This is a genomic window from Francisella sp. LA112445 (genome assembly GCF_012224145.1).
Taxonomy (GTDB): Bacteria; Pseudomonadota; Gammaproteobacteria; order Francisellales; family Francisellaceae; genus Francisella.
The window spans coordinates 911,977-928,461 of sequence record NZ_CP041030.1; the positions used below are offsets into that span (position 1 = coordinate 911,977).

The following is a 16,485-nucleotide window of genomic DNA, read 5'->3' on the forward strand; positions in this document are numbered from 1 at the left end:
ATTGTTATTAGGAAACACAATGTTTAAAGATCTAAAATCCAAGCAAAGCTTTACAATTGCGGCTATTACATTTTGGGGACAGTTTGCAACTTATAGCCTTATATCTATATTAATCTTATATCTGACTAAATCAACAGCTCATTATGGTTTGGGCTTTTCAGAGCATCGAGCTTACTCATTCCAAGGAGTTAGTCAAGCTATGGGATATGCTATTCTCATGATAGGTGGATATATAGCAGATAGATATTTAGGATTAAGAAGAGCTATTTTAGTAGGTAGCTTACTTATGGCTTTTAGTTATTTGCTTATTTTTATAAGTGGTTTTTTTGTTCAATACACGAATGAGTTCTTTATATTTTCTTATGCTTTAATTCCTGCTAGTTCATCTTTATTTTTAGGCACATCTTCAGGTATGGTATCTAAAATATATAGTACAGATTTTAAAGCAGCAAAAGGAGCTATGACTTCATTTTATATTGCGATAAACTTAGGAAGCCTAATAGCGTTTACTGTTTCACCGATATTGATAGGCTATAAATATGGGGCTTTAGCAATTTTAGCAATAGTTTTTGTTGGTAAGACTATCGCAGCGCTAAACTTTTATTATCGTTTTGAGATGTATGATAATGTTGTCGATAAAATTGATAAAGATCCTATGCCTTACAAATCAAAGCTTATAGTTATCTCATATTTAGTAGCAGCTTATGTATTAACTCTTATATTTTATCAAATTCCAAATCAGGCTAATGTTATTTTAGGCACGATTAGTATTATTTGTTTGTTAGCTTTCTTATTAAGAACAGTCACAGGGTTAAAAGCGGAAGTAAGAATTAAACAAGTAATTGGACTATTTTTGATTGTGATAGCAGTAGTATTTTTTGTTGTTTATAATCAAATGGGTTCAACATTAATACTTTTAGCTAAAAATAACTCTGATTTAAACCTTTTAGGCTTAACAGTTAAACCAGCAAGTTATAATTTGATAAACCCAATTATAATAATTTTTGGTGGAATGGCATTAATTAAAATTTATCCTCTTATACCAAGATTTTATATACCGTATCAATTTGCCGTAGGAGTTTTATTATCAGCAATTTCACTTCTAGTTCTATATTATGCTTTTTTAAATACCTCAACTGGTGTTATAAATGGTAACTATATTGGACTCACATTTGTCTTACTTTCAATAGCAGAATTATTTGTAAGTGCTGTTGGTTTAAGCATGATTGGAATATATTGTGATTCTAAAACTATGGGCTTTGCAATGGGAGCATGGTATATAGCATGCTCATTATCAAATTCTATTACAGGTTTAGTAAACCAGGTTGTTGCTTTACCTAAAGATGGTGTATCAACTTTTGCAAGCGCTACAATATATCAAAATTACTTTTTAAATATGGGAACTACAATATTAGTAATTGGAATTGTTATATGTTTTTTAACATTTGCAATGATAAAATATATGAAGGCAAGAAATATAGATTTTGTATAATAGATTAGCCTAAAGAAGGAGCGTTGAAGCTTCTTTTAGCAGCCTCTTGATCAAGTAGATATAAGCCGCTATCTTTAACAAGTTTGATTTTATTAATCATATCGCAAACTGTAGCTTCTTCTTCAACTTGCTCATCGATAAACCATTGTAAGAAACTTTTCGTAGAGTGTTCTCTTTCTTCTAATGCAATGTCCATCAAGTCATAAAACTTAGTAGTAACTTCTTCTTCATGCTTAAGAGTTGTTTCAAAAACCTCAAGTAAAGAACTAAAGTTATTTTGTGGCGCAGCTACTGATTTTACTTCAATACGACCATTTTTATCATTGATAAATTTCATGATTTTCTTAGCATGGAAAAGTTCTTCTTCATACTGAGCCATAAACCAGTTTGTAAAACCACCTAAGCCAAGATCTTCTGTATAACCAGCCATAGCTAGGTAAATATTTGCAGATTCTAATTCGTAGTTAAATTGATCATTTAAAGCATTTAATAGTTTTTTCGATAGCATATTTAATTATTCCTTATTTTTGTATATTCATAAAGAGTTTAATGATTTTTTATTATATGTTCAAATTTATTGCTGAATAATATTTGTGATGCAGTATAATATCAAACTAAATATTTATAATTAGTACTTAATATTTTATAATGTACTAAAAATTATAGTCTCATCAAATATTCTGTAAATGTTATGAAAGAAATATCTAGTATAAAGGTAAAAGTTGAAAGCGGTAATAAGTATACAACTGATCATGGTTTCCATGCTGTAAAGGATGGTATTAGAAATAAAAAAGAAAACTCTGTGCAGATACGTAAGCCAGAGTGGTTAAAGGTACAGCGACAAGATTCGAAAGAGTACCAAAAAGTTAAATCTATCACAAAGAAACATAAATTAGCTACAGTCTGTGAAGAGGCAAAATGTCCTAATATAAATGAGTGTTGGTCTCATGGTACAGCAACTATTATGCTAATGGGAGCTGTATGTACTAGAGCGTGTAAATTTTGCTCTGTTGATACTGGTAATCCAAAAGGATGGCTTGATAAAGATGAGCCTAAAAATACCGCAGAAAGTGTTAGACTAATGAATTTAGAATATGTAGTGCTTACTTCAGTAGATAGAGATGATCTAAAAGATGGTGGGGCTGGGCATTATGCAGAGACTATTACAGCTATAAAAAATGTTGATGAGAATATTAAAGTAGAAGCTTTGACCCCAGATTTTGCAGGAGTCAAAGAAAATGTTGATAAGATTATCAATACAAAAGTTGATGTGATAGCTCAAAATATTGAGACAGTTGAGCGTCTAACTCATCCTGTGCGTGATCCTAGAGCAGGATATAGACAAACATTAGATTTTTTAAAGTATGTTAAACAAAAGGCTCCTAACATTTTAACTAAGACTAGTATTATGGTAGGACTTGGTGAAACTGATGAAGAAATCTATAAAACAATGGATGATGCTAGAGAAGCAGGAGTAGATATTATTACTCTTGGACAATATATGCAACCAACAAGACATCACTTAAGTGTAGAGAGATTTGTAACTCCAAAACAGTTTGAAGAGTATCGTAAAATCGGTTTAGAAAAAGGTTTCCTAGAGGTTGCTTCAGGACCGATGGTTAGATCAAGTTATAGAGCCGACAGAGTTTTCAAAAGAAATAATCTAGATTTGTAAAATCAAAAAAACTAAAAATAAAGGTGAATTAAAATGGCAAAAGTAGCGGTAGTATTGTCTGGATGCGGATATCTTGATGGTTCAGAAATATACGAAACTGTATTGACTATATTGGCTTTAGAAAAAAATGGTTTAGAGTGGCAAGGTATTGCTTTGAACAAAAATCAAAAACATGTGATCAATCACTTACATCAATCTGTTGATAATAAAGCATCTGCTCGTAATATATTAGAAGAATCTGCTCGTATAACACGTGGAAATGTTATTGATATAGCAGAGGCTGATAGTGATGATTATGATGCTGTGATTTTTCCTGGTGGATTTGGTGCAGCAAAAAATATTATGGATTTTGCCTTTGTAGGTGATGAAAGTTATACAATGGATGAAGATGTTCTGACTTTTGCTAGAGCATTTTATTTAGCAGATAAGCCAGCTGGATATATATGTATAGCACCTTTGATGATACCTTTGGTGTATCCAGAAGGTACAAAAGCAACTGTTGGTACAGATCCAAGTACTTCAGCTGTATTAGAGAAAAAAGGTGCTGAAGCAGTAATTATGGATGCAACTGATATATGTGTTGATGAAAGTGTTAAAGTAGTTTCAACTCCTGCTTATATGTGTGCAAAAAATATATTAGAAGCATCACAAGGTATTGAGAAATTAGTAGAGAAAATAGTTAGTTATATTTAAATATTAAACAAAGGTGTAAAAATGGCAGGTCATAGTAAATGGGCTAATATTAAGCATAAAAAAGCAAAAGAAGATGCAAAAAGAGGTAAGATTTTTACTAAACTAATTAGAGAGATTACTGTTGCTGCAAGACTTGGAGGTGGTGATAAAGATGCTAACCCAAGACTTAGGGCAGCAATAGCTACAGCTTTAGCGAATAATATGAGTAAGGACACTATCGAAAGAGCTGTATTAAAAGGCGCTGGCGGTGATGATAGTGCTAATGTTGAAGAAGTGCGTTATGAAGGCTATGGTCCAAGTGGTGTAGCTATTATGGTTGACTGTATGACAGATAATCGTAATCGTACAGTTGGAGAGGTTCGCCATGCTTTTACAAAAAGTGGTGGTAATCTTGGTACAGATGGCTCAGTAGCATATATGTTCACTAAGAAAGGCATTATATCTTTTGCTCCAGGTGTCGATGAAGATGAGCTTATGGAAGTAGCATTAGAAGTTGGTGCTGAAGATGTAGTTACTCATGAAGATGGTAGTATTGATGTAATTACAGATCCTCAAAATTTTTCAGATGTACAAGAAGCTTTGATAGAGAAAGGTTTTAATTCTGAGAATGCAGAAGTTACATTTGATGCTGAGACAAAAGCTGATTTAGATGTTGAAACTGCTGAAAAGGTTATGAATCTAATTGATAAGTTAGAAGATCTTGATGATGTACAAAATGTTTATTCTAATGCTAATTTTACTCAAGAGCTTATGGAGCAGTTAGGTTAGTCTTATTATTAGTATTTTATTTAGTAGTGAGTTACGACTTGTCACTACAAATATTTATTTAATTTCATATATGCTTCTATCTATTAGAGGTTATCTGTAATAAAATTTTTCTAGTTAGATTATTTATATAAAATTTAAAAACGCATGATCATTTTAGGAATAGATCCGGGTTCAAGAATAACAGGTTTTGGAGTTATTAAAATCCAAGCTAATAAAATGTATTATGTCGCTAGTGGGTGTATCCGTATTACAGAAACAGCAACTGCTAGGCGACTAAAACAAATCGCTGATGGTATAACAGAAGTCATAAATATATATGCACCAACTGAATCAGCAATAGAACAAATCTTTATGTTTCAAAACCCTATGGGAGCTATTAAATTAGGTCAAGCTCGAGGTGTAGCAATGTGTACTCTAGCAATAAATAATTTAGAAGTTAGTGAGTACTCAGCAAAACAAATTAAGCAAGCAGTTGTAGGAACTGGCGGTGCTGCTAAATCTCAAGTTCAACATATGGTACAGTCATTGTTAGGACTAAGTAAAAAGCCTCCAGAGGATGCAGCAGATGCTCTTGCAATAGCAATATGTCACTATCATAGTAGTAAATCTCTAGCAAAAATTTCAGGAGCAAGTAGGGTAGCTCAAAAAAGAATCAAATAAAATTTCAAAAAGCGTTTGTAATATTATGAGTCACACCTATAATAGGTTTTATCAATAATATTAGGTTGGTTGTAAATGGATAAAAAATATTATCTTAGAGCTTGTACAATATGGCTGATTGGAGCTATGTTTTTCTTCTATGAGTTTTTCTTGAGAGTATTACCAAATTCTTTGCATGAGGATATTGTTAATAGTTTTCATGCTACAGCTTTTAGTTTTTCTTTATTTGGTGGCGCTTTTTACTTATGTTATTCGTTATTGCAGGTACCTGTAGGTTTTATATTTGATAAATTCGGTATAAAAAAATCACTATTCTTCGCTGCGATAACATGCTCTTTAGGGGCTTTGCTTTTTTCAGTGACATCTAGCCTAGAAGTTGCTGTATTTGCTAGATGCTTAATGGGTGTTGGCGCTGCTTTTGGATTTCTGGGATTATTGATAATATCAACACAGTGGTTTCCAATGCGATATATGGGAATCTTATCTGGCTCAACTCAGATATTAGGTACAATGGGTCCGATTTTAGCAGGCGGGCCACTGTTATTTTTTGTTAGCTATCTAGATAGTTGGAGATTGGTAATATTTATTGCGGCTATTATAGGCGTTATACTAGCAGTTTTGATTGTAATTATTGTTAAAGAGAGTCCAAAAAGTACTCAAGTGCTAAGTAAAAATGAAATTACTAGTGATATAAAATGTAATCTTTTAAATAAAAAGTTAATTACTATTTATCTGTATGCATTTTTTATCTATTGCACAATTCCTACATTAGGGGCTATTTGGGGAGTTACTCTACTAGAGAGTAAAGGTCTTAGTATAACTCAAGCTTCTTATGCAATAGCATTTTTATGGTTAGGTCTTGGTATAGGAAGTCCTGCTTTTGGTCTTATGTATGATAAGCTTAGACAAAGAGTAAATATTTTAGCGGTAGTATCTGTTCTTGGTTTAGTTTGTGTTTCGTTATTGCTTATTTTAGAATTAAATGAAACTTTAAGTATGGTTTTGCTATTTTTGATAGGTTGTGCAGCTGCAGGTCAAACACTGTCATTTACAGTTATTGCAAATTATAGAGAAGATAAGCCTAAATCAATATTTTTTGGTATTAATAATACTGTGGTAATGTTATCTGGGTTTGTTGTACCAATTATTGTTGGTATGCTAGTCCATAGTTTTAATTTAGATATTTCTATGGCGTTAATTATTCTTCCAATAGCATTTTTAATTTCATTATTAATAAGTTTAAAATTATCAACGGTTCAGAAGAACTAGGGAATATTATCGATGATAAGTTTTATAAAAGGTGTATTGATCGAGAAAGATCCTACAGCTTTATTGATAGATGTAAATGGTTTAGGGTATGAAGTCTTTGTACCTATGACTACTTTTTACTCATTAGGTGAGACAGGAGCTACTATAAGTTTATATACGCATTTTGTAGTTCGAGAAGATGCTCAGCAGCTTTATGGATTTAAGTCAAAAGTTGATAAGAAAGTTTTTCAAGAGCTAATTAAAGTAAGTGGTATTGGGGCTAGAACAGCATTGGCAATTTTGTCGGGTATGGATTCGAAAACTCTTTTACATTGCATTGAAAATAAAGATTATGGTTTATTAGCTACAGTACCAGGAATTGGTAAGAAAACAGCTGAGCGTCTAGTTGTAGAGATTTACGATAAGTTATTGAAAATGGCTAATGAGATCTATGGGCAATCTGATGGTTCTAGTACAACAAATGTTGAATCAAGCTCTGAACAAGCATCAACCCCAGCAGCTATATCAAACTCTATATTTAATGAATCAGTAGATGCATTATTAGCTCTAGGGTATAAACAAAAGGATGCTGAAAAAATGATTCGTGGTTCTATAGGTGATGCTAAAACACCAGCTGAAGCTATTCGTAAAGCTTTACAAGGATCTATTAAATCAAAAAGATAATAAAAAAAGGAATTAAAGATGATATTAGCAATAGCATTAATTGTGCTATTAGTGATTGTTAGCATAGTGTTTTTTTCAATATTTAGTAAAAAAACTAAAGAAGTTGAAACTATTCGCCAAGACTATGAGCAATATAAAGATTCAACACGGAATGAACTAGTCGAGTTACGTGGTAAAAATGTCACTTTTGATACACTTTTAGATCAAGAGAAGCAAAAAAATGCTGAGTTGAAGCAAGATAATACTTTGCGTATAGGTGAACTTAAACAAGAGCTTAAAGAAGAAAGAGAAAAATCTTATAATTATATCGAAGAGATAAAAAACTATAGGTCTCAAGTATCAATGCTTGAAACTCAGCTTAAAGAGCAAAATACTGCTATGCAAGATAAACTAGAGTTGTTACAAAATAGTGAGGCTAAATTAAAAACAGAATTTGAGAATTTAGCTAGTAAGATCTTTGAAGATAATTCAAAAAAACTTAATGAGCGTAATCAAGAAAGTTTGAATAGTGTTTTAAATCCAGTGCGAGAGCAGCTAAAAGATTTTAAGCAAAAAGTAGAAGATGTTTATGATAAAGAATCTACTGCTAGAGGAGCTTTACAGAATGAGCTAAAAACTCTCAAAGAGTTAAATCAAAAAATGACTGCTGAGGCTCATAACCTTACAAATGCTCTTAGAAGTAGTACCAAGCAGCAAGGTATCTGGGGTGAGATGGTGCTTGAGAATGTTCTTGAAAAATCTGGTCTTCGTGAAGGTTTTGAATATTTCAGAGAAAAGCATACTACAGATGATGAAGGCAAAGCATATCGTCCTGATGTGGTTGTTAAGTTGCCTGATAATAGAGATATAATTATAGATGCTAAGACTTCATTATTTGCATACAATGATTATATGGCAGCAGATGAAGAGCAAAAACAAGCTCATCTAAAAGCTCATATTCGATCAATACGAGAGCATATAAAAGGTCTTGCAAATAAAAGCTATGAGAATTTAAAAGGTATAAATTCATTAGATTTTATATTTATGTTTATACCTGTAGAGGGTGCTTTGCTTCTAGCTTTAGATAATGATACTAATCTTTATGATGAAGCATTTAAGCAAAAGATAATCTTAGTTAGTCCCACAACTTTACTAGTAGCATTACGAGCAGTTGAGAATACTTGGCGTTATGAGAAGCAGGCTCAGAGCATCACAGATATCTATAGTAGGGCGGAAGAGCTATATAAGAAGTTTGTTGGTTTTGTTGATGATTTAGAAAAGGTTGGTAAATCTATAAATGATGCTAATAAATCTTATGAAAATGCTTTTAATAAATTAAAAACTGGTCGTGGAAACTTAATTGGTCAAGTTGAAAAACTAAAAGTAATATCAAATATAAAACCTAAAAAAGAGCTTGATAATCATTTAGTTGAAAATGCTATGGGTGATAGTGAGTAACTAATGGATAAAGGTGCTATTTCAAAAAGATTAAGTGACCTATTAACAAGAGATACTGCATTATGCATTGCAATCAATGGTAAGTGGGGTGTAGGTAAAACTTACTTTTGGACAAAGTTTGCTGAATCTAACTTTAAAAAGACAAGAGAAACTTATTTGTCACTTTATTGGAAAGAAATTTCTAAAAAGTATGAAAATAAACCTTCTTCTATATTTGCAGTTAAAGATACTATTTTAAATGTAAGGAGACAGCAAATAAAAGATGAAAATACAAAAGCAGCAGTCTATATATCACTTTTTGGAAAGGAAACACTTCAACAAATAAGAAATGATTTGTTACTACAGATATATAGTCAAAATAGTTGGATTAAAAGAATAAAAGATCGTGTTGGAAATTTAAACTTATATGGACTTTATGTAACAGCAACTCTTAGTTTTTTCGAAAAGAAAGATTTTAACGATATTATAGTTTGTTTTGATGACTTTGAAAGATTATCAGAGAAGCTAGATGTAAAAGATATTCTTGGTTTAATATCTGAATTAAAAGAACAAAAGAATTGCCATGTAGTTATGATATTTAATGGTGATAAAATTCGTAAAGATAATAGCTTAGCAATTTATAAAGATAAAATAATTGATTATGAACTTGATTATGATCCATCACCAGAAAGCTCTTTTGATCTTGTAAAAGATGATTTACAGGTCTTTCATACATATGCACAAGATTTCTTTAAAAAACATAGTATAAAAAATATAAGAAATATTAAAAGAGTAATAAATGCTCTTAATGACTATAGTTTTATTGAAAGTAGTTTTGGTGAATATAAAGATCTTGAAAGAGATATTATAAATATGATTATGGGAATAGCCTATGTTAATGCCTCTAGTCAAGTTAGTTTTGAGGAGTTAGAAAGCTATAGTAATCGTAAATGGCATAATATTAGTAATAAACCCATTGGAGAGTCTTCTATAAAATCTGAGGATGATACTCAGCTTCGACTTGAAGAATTATTAAAATATTTAAATAATTATCGATTTAATATTCTACCAAAAGAAAGAAATGTAATTTTAGCAGTTAAAAGTTCAATAGTTGGTAGAGATGAGTTTAATGCTTTAATTACAGAAGATATCGATAGAAAAAATAAGTCAGATATGCAAAATAAATTGCAGGAGTTTGTTTTGAGATCACGAAATGATTTACAATACTCATTTGATAATTATGCTAAAGATATTTTTTTGCTACTAAAACAAAATAGTAATAGTTTAGTTGAGATATTAAGTTCGGATAGTTTTTTGTTTTATATAGAAGAACTTATTAAATTTGATAATAAAAGCGCTCAAAAGTATAAAGATTTTGCAATAAATGTTTTGAAAGAGTATTTAGATAAATTGACATCTATAAAAAGTATGTTTAGCTTTGATATACAAAGAGTTGATAAAATCAAAAAGTTTGATTCAGAACTAGAAGAATACTATTTTAAATTAAAAAGTCTTGATGAAAAAGGTATCATTGATAAAAAAGATGGAGTTTTGAACTTAATGCTTAAGCCGATTGTAAAAGAAGGCTGGGATTCTGAAGATTGTATTTTATTATCTAAGGTTAAGGTTAGTGATTTAAAAGAATACTTACTTAACGACTACAACTTTATGTTGAGCTCAAGAAATTTTATTGATTGGCTCAATGGATTCAAAAATCCTATTGGCTTTGAAGAATATAGAGATAATTTAATAGAAGCTATGATAGAGCTACAAGAAGATGGTAATGAAGAACAAAAAGTTAAGTTAGATGAGATATTAAATCAATTTACAAACATAAAGCGAGTTTAAACTGGAAATAATTAGAAATGAAACTTTTTAAAAAACCGTATTCTTTTATAAAATCATTCTGGGAATATCTAGGTCAATCTCAAGATAAAAACTTTCGTATACTACATATTGTTGTAGGTATGGCAGTTATTTTACAGATTATAGATAGTAATTTTATGCATGTTAAGTTTGGACTTAATGCTTGGGCATATTTACATATGTTTTGTGGATTATCACTATGTGCTTTGAGTGTGCTTTTGGTTATTATGGCTTTGGATAAGAGGGGATTACGCTATTACTTCCCATATTTGTATAATGATTATTCAGCTATTAAACTAGACCTATCTGAATTACGTAAATTAAAACTACCAAACTCTAGAAGTGGAAGCCTTGCTGCAATAGTACAAGGTCTTGGTTTACTTGCATTAACTATAGCATGGGTCTCTGGATTCTTTTGGTTTACAGCTTGGAACTGGCAATCACCTTATATGCATGATTTAGAAGAAATACATAAGACATTAGTCGACCCTGTTGAGATATATATTTATGCTCACGCTTTCATGGGTATTTTACACTATGTTTTACAAAGATATTTTCCGCAATTTATTAGTGAAATTAAAGCAGAAGGTTAGATTTTAACCTAATAGAAACATCCACATTGGCAATGTAATTATAGATAAAACAGTTGAAACTAAATATAAGCTGGTAGCTTCATCTGGAATTGCACGCCATTGTAGTGCAAATATAGTTGCTATTGTCGCTGTTGGCATAGCCACTAGATAAACTAGTTCTTTAGCAGAATCTCCAGTAATTCCAAAAAGAATTACAATTCCCCAAGCGATAAATCCGCTAATTAAACTTTTCATTATTATATTAAATACAAACATCTTACTTAGGTGCAGTCTAATTCCATATAGAGCTAAACCAACTGTAAATAGTGACATAAATACACACGCTTTTGATGCATGGTCTATGGAGTCTGTGATTGGTTTTGGTATCATTGTGTATACATGTAATATACTAATAATAGCACCAAATACAACAGCTAAAAACATAGGTTTTTTAAGTGACTGGGATAGTGCATAAAGTATTATACCTTTTTTAGATTCTCTAGATCCTGAATAAAGTTCTAATAAAAATATAGTCAAAGGTATAAGAGTTAGTGATATTACAAAATTTGCTTTAGCTACAGATATAAGAGCTGTTGAACCTATGATACTCATAAAAAATGGAATTCCCATACCACCCATATCTGTGAAAGTGTTTATCATAGCTTGCATAACACTGTTCTTTTTAGATTCTTTAAAAATAAAAATACTAGCGCTAAAACAGATTGCCCAAATAATAGCTATAGAAACTAGAAAAGCAGACATCCAACGTAGGTCAAATATTTGTTCTGGCCTTGCAGTAGCTGTTTGCATAAATAGTAATGCAGGGAATACATATACTGTGACAATCTTCGCACATGTCTTATGTGCATTTTCACCAACTATTTTTAGATATCCAGTTAGCCAACCAACAAAGATAATAATAAATATAGGTAATATTGAGTCTATGATTTGTACGAGCATTATTTATAAATAAAGGTTTTCATTTTATAAATATTAAGCTTTTTGGTTAAGAATAGCTACGATTTTTTCGCTACTAGAGGCTCTAAAAAATCATCAATAGTACAGTGGTTTTCAATAGGGTGGCGTAATCTTTTTTCTTTATTTATTTCGTAATGATTATTCCTTCCTACTTTTGTAACAGTTAAGTAGGCTGTCTCGGTTAGGTCACTAAGTATATTTAGGACTGCTCTTTCAGTGATCCCAACCTTGATAGCCATATCTCTAATAGTAATGTTTGGGTTACTATTAATGAGACATAACACGTGTGAGTGGTTTGTTAAAAAAGTCCAGCTTTGATTTTTTTTTGTAGCCATTGGGTATTTGTAGTTATTTAATTATCTTTTGTTATTATACTGGAGTATATGGTAAAGATGAATGGTGAAGTACGATTTGTAGTTCACCTTTTTCATTTGGTTTAAATGCCATCGTATAGTTAGCTACAACTTTTGTGCCATCAGTTTGAGTTAGATGCTTGTTACCCATAACCATACCAATATTATCTTCGATAATGTATCCAGCATTTTCAAACTCTAGTTCTGCCCAAGGGCTAATAGCAAAACCATTGTCTTCGCTGTATTTTTCATTACCTGCAACAAAATAAGATACTGCACCTTCTAAATCACCTCTAAACATTTTTTTAGAAGCTAAAGTAGGCTTAAATAGAACGTTACTATTATCATAAGCATATATATCTTTGATAAGGCTATGAGCCAACTGCTTATAGTCTCCTCCTTCTCTATAAGTTTTAGAGATTTCTAATAAACCATCTTTCCATTTAGCAAGTGCATTATCTATATCTTGTCTAGTCATATTTTTCTCCTCTCTAATTAAATATGAATCATAATATATGTTTTAATTTTCATGTATTGTAGTTCTTAAAATTTTGTTTGTAAAGTCTTTTTTAAAAAAATATAAATATGTTTATAATTTATGTAGATCATCTTCAAATTAAGATAAGTTTATAATTCTATGAAAATAATTGATTCACATATACATTTTTGGGATATTAAAAATGGCTATAACGATTGGGTTAAGAATACAGATCTTCCAAGCAGGGTAGCTCCAGATGACTTAAATGTAGAAGCGTTTGTGCATATTGAAGCTCATAGTGAAATTTTTAATCCGTTATGTGAGTATAAGTGGCTTAAGTCAGAGTTTTTAGATAAAGATATTAAGGTAATAGCATTTCTTGACTTCACATCTGATATTCTTGAGTTTGAAAAAAAAGTTATTCAGTTAAAGGAATATAAAGATATAGTAGGAGTTCGCCAGATTATGGCAAAAACAAATAAGTCTAGCTATAGTCCATTTATAAAAGATATTCCAAATGATTTACAAGATAAACTAAAAATTCTACAACAGAATAATCTAGTATTTGAAGCTCAAATGTATCCAGAGCAGTTTCTAACTATTTTAAGTAGTATAGATAGCTCTCAAGTAACTATGGTAATAGAGCATTTTGGTTTACCAATATTTAATGATAAAAATAGCCTAGAGTGTTGGTATAGCTTAATAAATGAATGTAAACAAAATAGTAACTGGAATCTAAAGTTATCGGGGTTTGAATTAAATAATGATTCTTCTTATGTTAATAAAGCATTAGATTTTATTTTTGAAAATATACATGATAATCAGTTATGTTATGGGTCAAATTTTCCAGTTTCTAACCAAAATAATTATAGTTTTTGGCAGAGTTTTTTACATAAATATATCAATAATGATACGATATCAAAGAATGTCTTTAAAAATGTAGCACAGAACATTTATTTTAATAATTAAAATAATAAGGTCCAAATTATGAAAATAGTAGCAGTAGAAATATTTGATGTATATTGTGACAAAAGGCCAGCTTGGTCACCAGTATTTGTGAAAGTAATTACAGATGAAGGGATAACGGGAGTTGGTGAGGCCGGATTAGCTTATGATTTAGGACACTCAGCAGCAGCAAATATGATTAGAGAATTTGCTGAAGAAATGGTACTTGGTACAGATCCTTTTGAGAGTGAAAGGCTGTGGGATAGAATGCTACGTGAGAGTTTTTGGGGACTTGGTGGAGGCCCTGTTGTGTATGCGGCGATGAGTGCTATTGATATCGCCTTGTGGGATATTAAAGGAAAAGCCTTGGGGATACCTGTATATCAACTTCTTGGTGGAAAAACTAATAAGAAACTTAGAACTTATGCCAGTCAGTTACAGTTTGATTGGGATGAGTATGAGCGTAAGACACTATTTAAGCCAGAAGATTATGCAAAAGCGACAGAGAAAGCTGTAGCAGAAGGTTATGATGCAATCAAAGTTGATCCGATGATGTTTGATCACAAAGGTGATACTCTTTATAATTGTACATTACCATTTCGTAGAGATCATTTGAATCTGATCTGTCAAAGAATGCAAGCTATCCGTGATGTGCTTGGGGAGAATGGAGATATTATTTTTGAATGTCATAGTTTACCAAGCTTAACATCCGCACTACAATTAGGTGAGATAGCAGAGGATTTTAATTGTCTATATTTTGAAGAGCCAGTTAATTATCTAAATAGTAAGCTACATGAACCATTAAAAGATAAACTACGTGTTCCAATAGCAGCTGGTGAAAGATTGTATTTAAGGCATGGAGTACGAGAGTATATAGAAAAGCAGACTATTGATATTCTACAACCAGATATTGGACTATGTGGAGGTCTTACAGAGGCTAAAAAGATTTGTGACTATGTAGATATGTATGATGTTAAAATACAAGCCCATGTCTGTGGTGGTCCAATTGCAACAGCAGCAAGCCTGCACTTAGAAACAGCTATTCCAAACTTTATAATACATGAGCATCATACTTATGCTCTAAAAGATTTTAATAGAGAGCTTTGTATTCAAGATCCTCAACCTGTGAATGGCTATTTTGAAGCTCCTGATGTTCCAGGGCTTGGTATTGAGATAAATGAAAAAGCTCTTTCTAAGAAAACAAATAAAGTGATTGTTAAATAATTATCTATATTTTTTAGTTATTCTTTTAAATACTTCAAATTCAATATGACAAGTATTTATTTTAGCAAATTGTTCTGAAGTCTTTTTACATACATCTTTTGGAATTGGTTTAATTTTTTGACCACTAGATAGAGTTTTTACCTCTATTTCTATCGATTGCTCAAAATAATAATGCTTATATATAGCTTTCTCTATTGATTCAGCGGTTGTGATTATTCCATGATTATCAAGTATCATCATGCTATTTTTTTCACCGAGACTATTTGCAATAGCTTTGCCTTCATTGTCTAGAGCTAGTCCATCATAGTGGTGATACGATATATCATCATAAAATCTTAGTGATTGTTGGTTAGTGAACTGCATACCACATTCTAGTGATGATAAGATAACAGCGTATTTACTATGAGTATGAATTATAGCGTTTATATCACCTCTAGCTTTATATGTTTCTAAATGGATATTAGCTGCTTGGGGCATTACTTTGTGACCATTATCTGAAAGGATTTCGCCATCAGGTGTTACAGTAACTATATTTTTCTCAGTAACTTTATCAAAAGAAACGTTGTGCGGGGTAATAATTATATTGCCATTAGGTAGTCTTGCGGAGATATGTGTAGCTAGTAAATCATCCCAACCATAGTGGTGAATCACGTGATGACAAATAGCCAACTTTTTTCTAAAAACTTTTTCTGTAGACATGTTTCTTTATTATTATAGAATTTTATACTCATTTTATCATTGAGATATATATTAAGGCTAGTTTTTTTAGAGGACCTGCTTTATATTATTTACTAGAAATATATTTATTATCTTGTATATAAAATCTCAAGAGTTTTTCTTTTGCTTTAGAGATTCCTATTCGTTGAGTTTCAACTATATTAAAGTTATCTAATCTATCATTGAACTTAAGATGTATGCAACTATTTGTATTAAGTAGGTCAAGACCATTATCAGAGAGTTCTATGTTTAATGCTTGTGTAAGCTTGGCTGGACTAGAACATAGATCTTTAAGTTTAGTTTTTGATCTATTAATCTGCATCTGATCTATACCTTGTATCGGTTCTAAAGCTCTAATAAGTACAGCCTCTCCAATACCATTATCTGAAGTGACAACATTCATACAGTAATGCATTCCGTAGGTAAAGTAAATATATGAGGTTCCAGACTTTTCAAACATCATTGCATTTCTTTGTGTCATCTTTGAGAATGAGTGAGAGGCTGGATCATTATTTAAATATGCTTCGGTTTCTACTATTTTACCTATTAATAGATATCCATCTTTCTTAGTAACCAAATAATGTCCAAGTAACTTCTTAGCAACTGTTATAGTATTTAGTTTTAATATTTCTTTTAGCTTGTCCATTTATTATCGTTTTATAAACCTTTAAAAATGTTTATTACTGTGTAATTTACTTCACATATAACGTATTATT

Annotated in this window: 18 protein-coding genes; 12 read left to right on the forward strand and 6 right to left on the reverse strand. The window is 31.1% G+C overall.

Annotated elements, in window-relative coordinates; translation table 11 throughout:
* Positions 1–19: 19 nt before the first annotated feature.
* Positions 20–1,492 carry an oligopeptide:H+ symporter gene (locus tag FIP56_RS04465; RefSeq protein WP_192577755.1) on the forward strand — a complete coding sequence of 491 codons (1,473 nt, stop codon included), beginning with the start codon at positions 20–22 and terminating at the stop codon, positions 1,490–1,492.
* Positions 1,493–1,496: 4 nt separating this feature from the next.
* Here the strand turns inward: FIP56_RS04465 and FIP56_RS04470 are convergent, their stop codons facing one another.
* Positions 1,497–2,000 (reverse strand): ferritin, encoded by a 504-nt coding sequence (locus FIP56_RS04470; protein WP_192577756.1) that lies wholly within the window; start codon positions 1,998–2,000, stop codon positions 1,497–1,499.
* Positions 2,001–2,183: 183 nt separating this feature from the next.
* Between FIP56_RS04470 and lipA the strand changes: the two genes are divergently transcribed.
* From lipA to FIP56_RS04515, 9 genes are all read left to right on the forward strand, one after another.
* Positions 2,184–3,167: a lipoyl synthase gene (gene lipA / locus FIP56_RS04475; RefSeq protein WP_192577757.1), complete on the forward strand. Its 984-nt coding sequence runs from the start codon at positions 2,184–2,186 to the stop codon at positions 3,165–3,167.
* Positions 3,168–3,200: 33 nt separating this feature from the next.
* Entirely contained in the window at positions 3,201–3,860 is a 660-nt protein-coding gene (gene elbB, locus FIP56_RS04480) for an isoprenoid biosynthesis glyoxalase ElbB (RefSeq protein ID WP_192577758.1), read from the forward strand.
* A 21-nt stretch (positions 3,861–3,881) separates the two neighbouring features.
* Entirely contained in the window at positions 3,882–4,628 is a 747-nt protein-coding gene (locus FIP56_RS04485) for a YebC/PmpR family DNA-binding transcriptional regulator (RefSeq protein WP_192577759.1), read from the forward strand.
* 144 nt (positions 4,629–4,772) lie between these two features.
* On the forward strand, positions 4,773–5,288 hold the full coding sequence (ruvC, locus tag FIP56_RS04490) for a crossover junction endodeoxyribonuclease RuvC (protein WP_150466222.1): 516 nt from the start codon (positions 4,773–4,775) through the stop codon (positions 5,286–5,288).
* A 75-nt stretch (positions 5,289–5,363) separates the two neighbouring features.
* Entirely contained in the window at positions 5,364–6,557 is a 1,194-nt protein-coding gene (locus FIP56_RS04495; RefSeq protein WP_192577760.1) for an MFS transporter, read from the forward strand.
* 12 nt (positions 6,558–6,569) lie between these two features.
* Positions 6,570–7,220: a Holliday junction branch migration protein RuvA gene (gene ruvA / locus FIP56_RS04500; protein WP_192577761.1), complete on the forward strand. Its 651-nt coding sequence runs from the start codon at positions 6,570–6,572 to the stop codon at positions 7,218–7,220.
* Between the two features lie 18 nt (positions 7,221–7,238).
* Positions 7,239–8,657, forward strand: a complete 1,419-nt coding sequence (gene rmuC, locus FIP56_RS04505; RefSeq protein ID WP_192577762.1) for a DNA recombination protein RmuC — start codon at positions 7,239–7,241, stop codon at positions 8,655–8,657.
* Between the two features lie 3 nt (positions 8,658–8,660).
* Positions 8,661–10,484 (forward strand): P-loop NTPase fold protein, encoded by a 1,824-nt coding sequence (locus FIP56_RS04510; protein ID WP_192577763.1) that lies wholly within the window; start codon positions 8,661–8,663, stop codon positions 10,482–10,484.
* Positions 10,485–10,501: 17 nt separating this feature from the next.
* On the forward strand, positions 10,502–11,095 hold the full coding sequence (locus FIP56_RS04515) for a cytochrome b/b6 domain-containing protein (RefSeq protein WP_192577764.1): 594 nt from the start codon (positions 10,502–10,504) through the stop codon (positions 11,093–11,095).
* Positions 11,096–11,098: 3 nt separating this feature from the next.
* On the opposite strand, the gene FIP56_RS04520 is transcribed toward FIP56_RS04515, so the two are convergent.
* From FIP56_RS04520 to FIP56_RS04530, 3 genes are read right to left on the reverse strand one after another with little or no spacing between them, the layout of a single operon-like run.
* Positions 11,099–12,034, reverse strand: a complete 936-nt coding sequence (locus FIP56_RS04520) for an AEC family transporter (RefSeq protein WP_192577765.1) — start codon at positions 12,032–12,034, stop codon at positions 11,099–11,101.
* A 56-nt stretch (positions 12,035–12,090) separates the two neighbouring features.
* Complete coding sequence (locus FIP56_RS04525) at positions 12,091–12,387, reverse strand: winged helix-turn-helix transcriptional regulator (protein ID WP_192577766.1); 297 nt, start codon at positions 12,385–12,387, stop codon at positions 12,091–12,093.
* Between the two features lie 34 nt (positions 12,388–12,421).
* Positions 12,422–12,883 (reverse strand): phosphoribosyl-AMP cyclohydrolase, encoded by a 462-nt coding sequence (locus tag FIP56_RS04530; RefSeq protein ID WP_192577767.1) that lies wholly within the window; start codon positions 12,881–12,883, stop codon positions 12,422–12,424.
* Between the two features lie 159 nt (positions 12,884–13,042).
* Between FIP56_RS04530 and FIP56_RS04535 the strand changes: the two genes are divergently transcribed.
* Positions 13,043–13,852: an amidohydrolase family protein gene (locus tag FIP56_RS04535; RefSeq protein WP_192577768.1), complete on the forward strand. Its 810-nt coding sequence runs from the start codon at positions 13,043–13,045 to the stop codon at positions 13,850–13,852.
* A gap of 18 nt (positions 13,853–13,870) precedes the next feature.
* Positions 13,871–15,052 (forward strand): mandelate racemase/muconate lactonizing enzyme family protein, encoded by a 1,182-nt coding sequence (locus tag FIP56_RS04540; RefSeq protein ID WP_192577769.1) that lies wholly within the window; start codon positions 13,871–13,873, stop codon positions 15,050–15,052.
* Here FIP56_RS04540 and FIP56_RS04545 read toward each other — a convergent pair whose 3' ends face one another.
* Together FIP56_RS04545 and FIP56_RS04550 are read right to left on the reverse strand one after the other, a co-directional pair.
* Positions 15,053–15,751 carry a class II aldolase/adducin family protein gene (locus tag FIP56_RS04545; RefSeq protein ID WP_192577770.1) on the reverse strand — a complete coding sequence of 233 codons (699 nt, stop codon included), beginning with the start codon at positions 15,749–15,751 and terminating at the stop codon, positions 15,053–15,055.
* A gap of 85 nt (positions 15,752–15,836) precedes the next feature.
* Positions 15,837–16,415, reverse strand: coding sequence for a DNA-3-methyladenine glycosylase (locus FIP56_RS04550; RefSeq protein ID WP_192577771.1), 579 nt, complete (start codon positions 16,413–16,415; stop codon positions 15,837–15,839).
* Between the last annotated feature and the right edge of the window lie 70 nt (positions 16,416–16,485).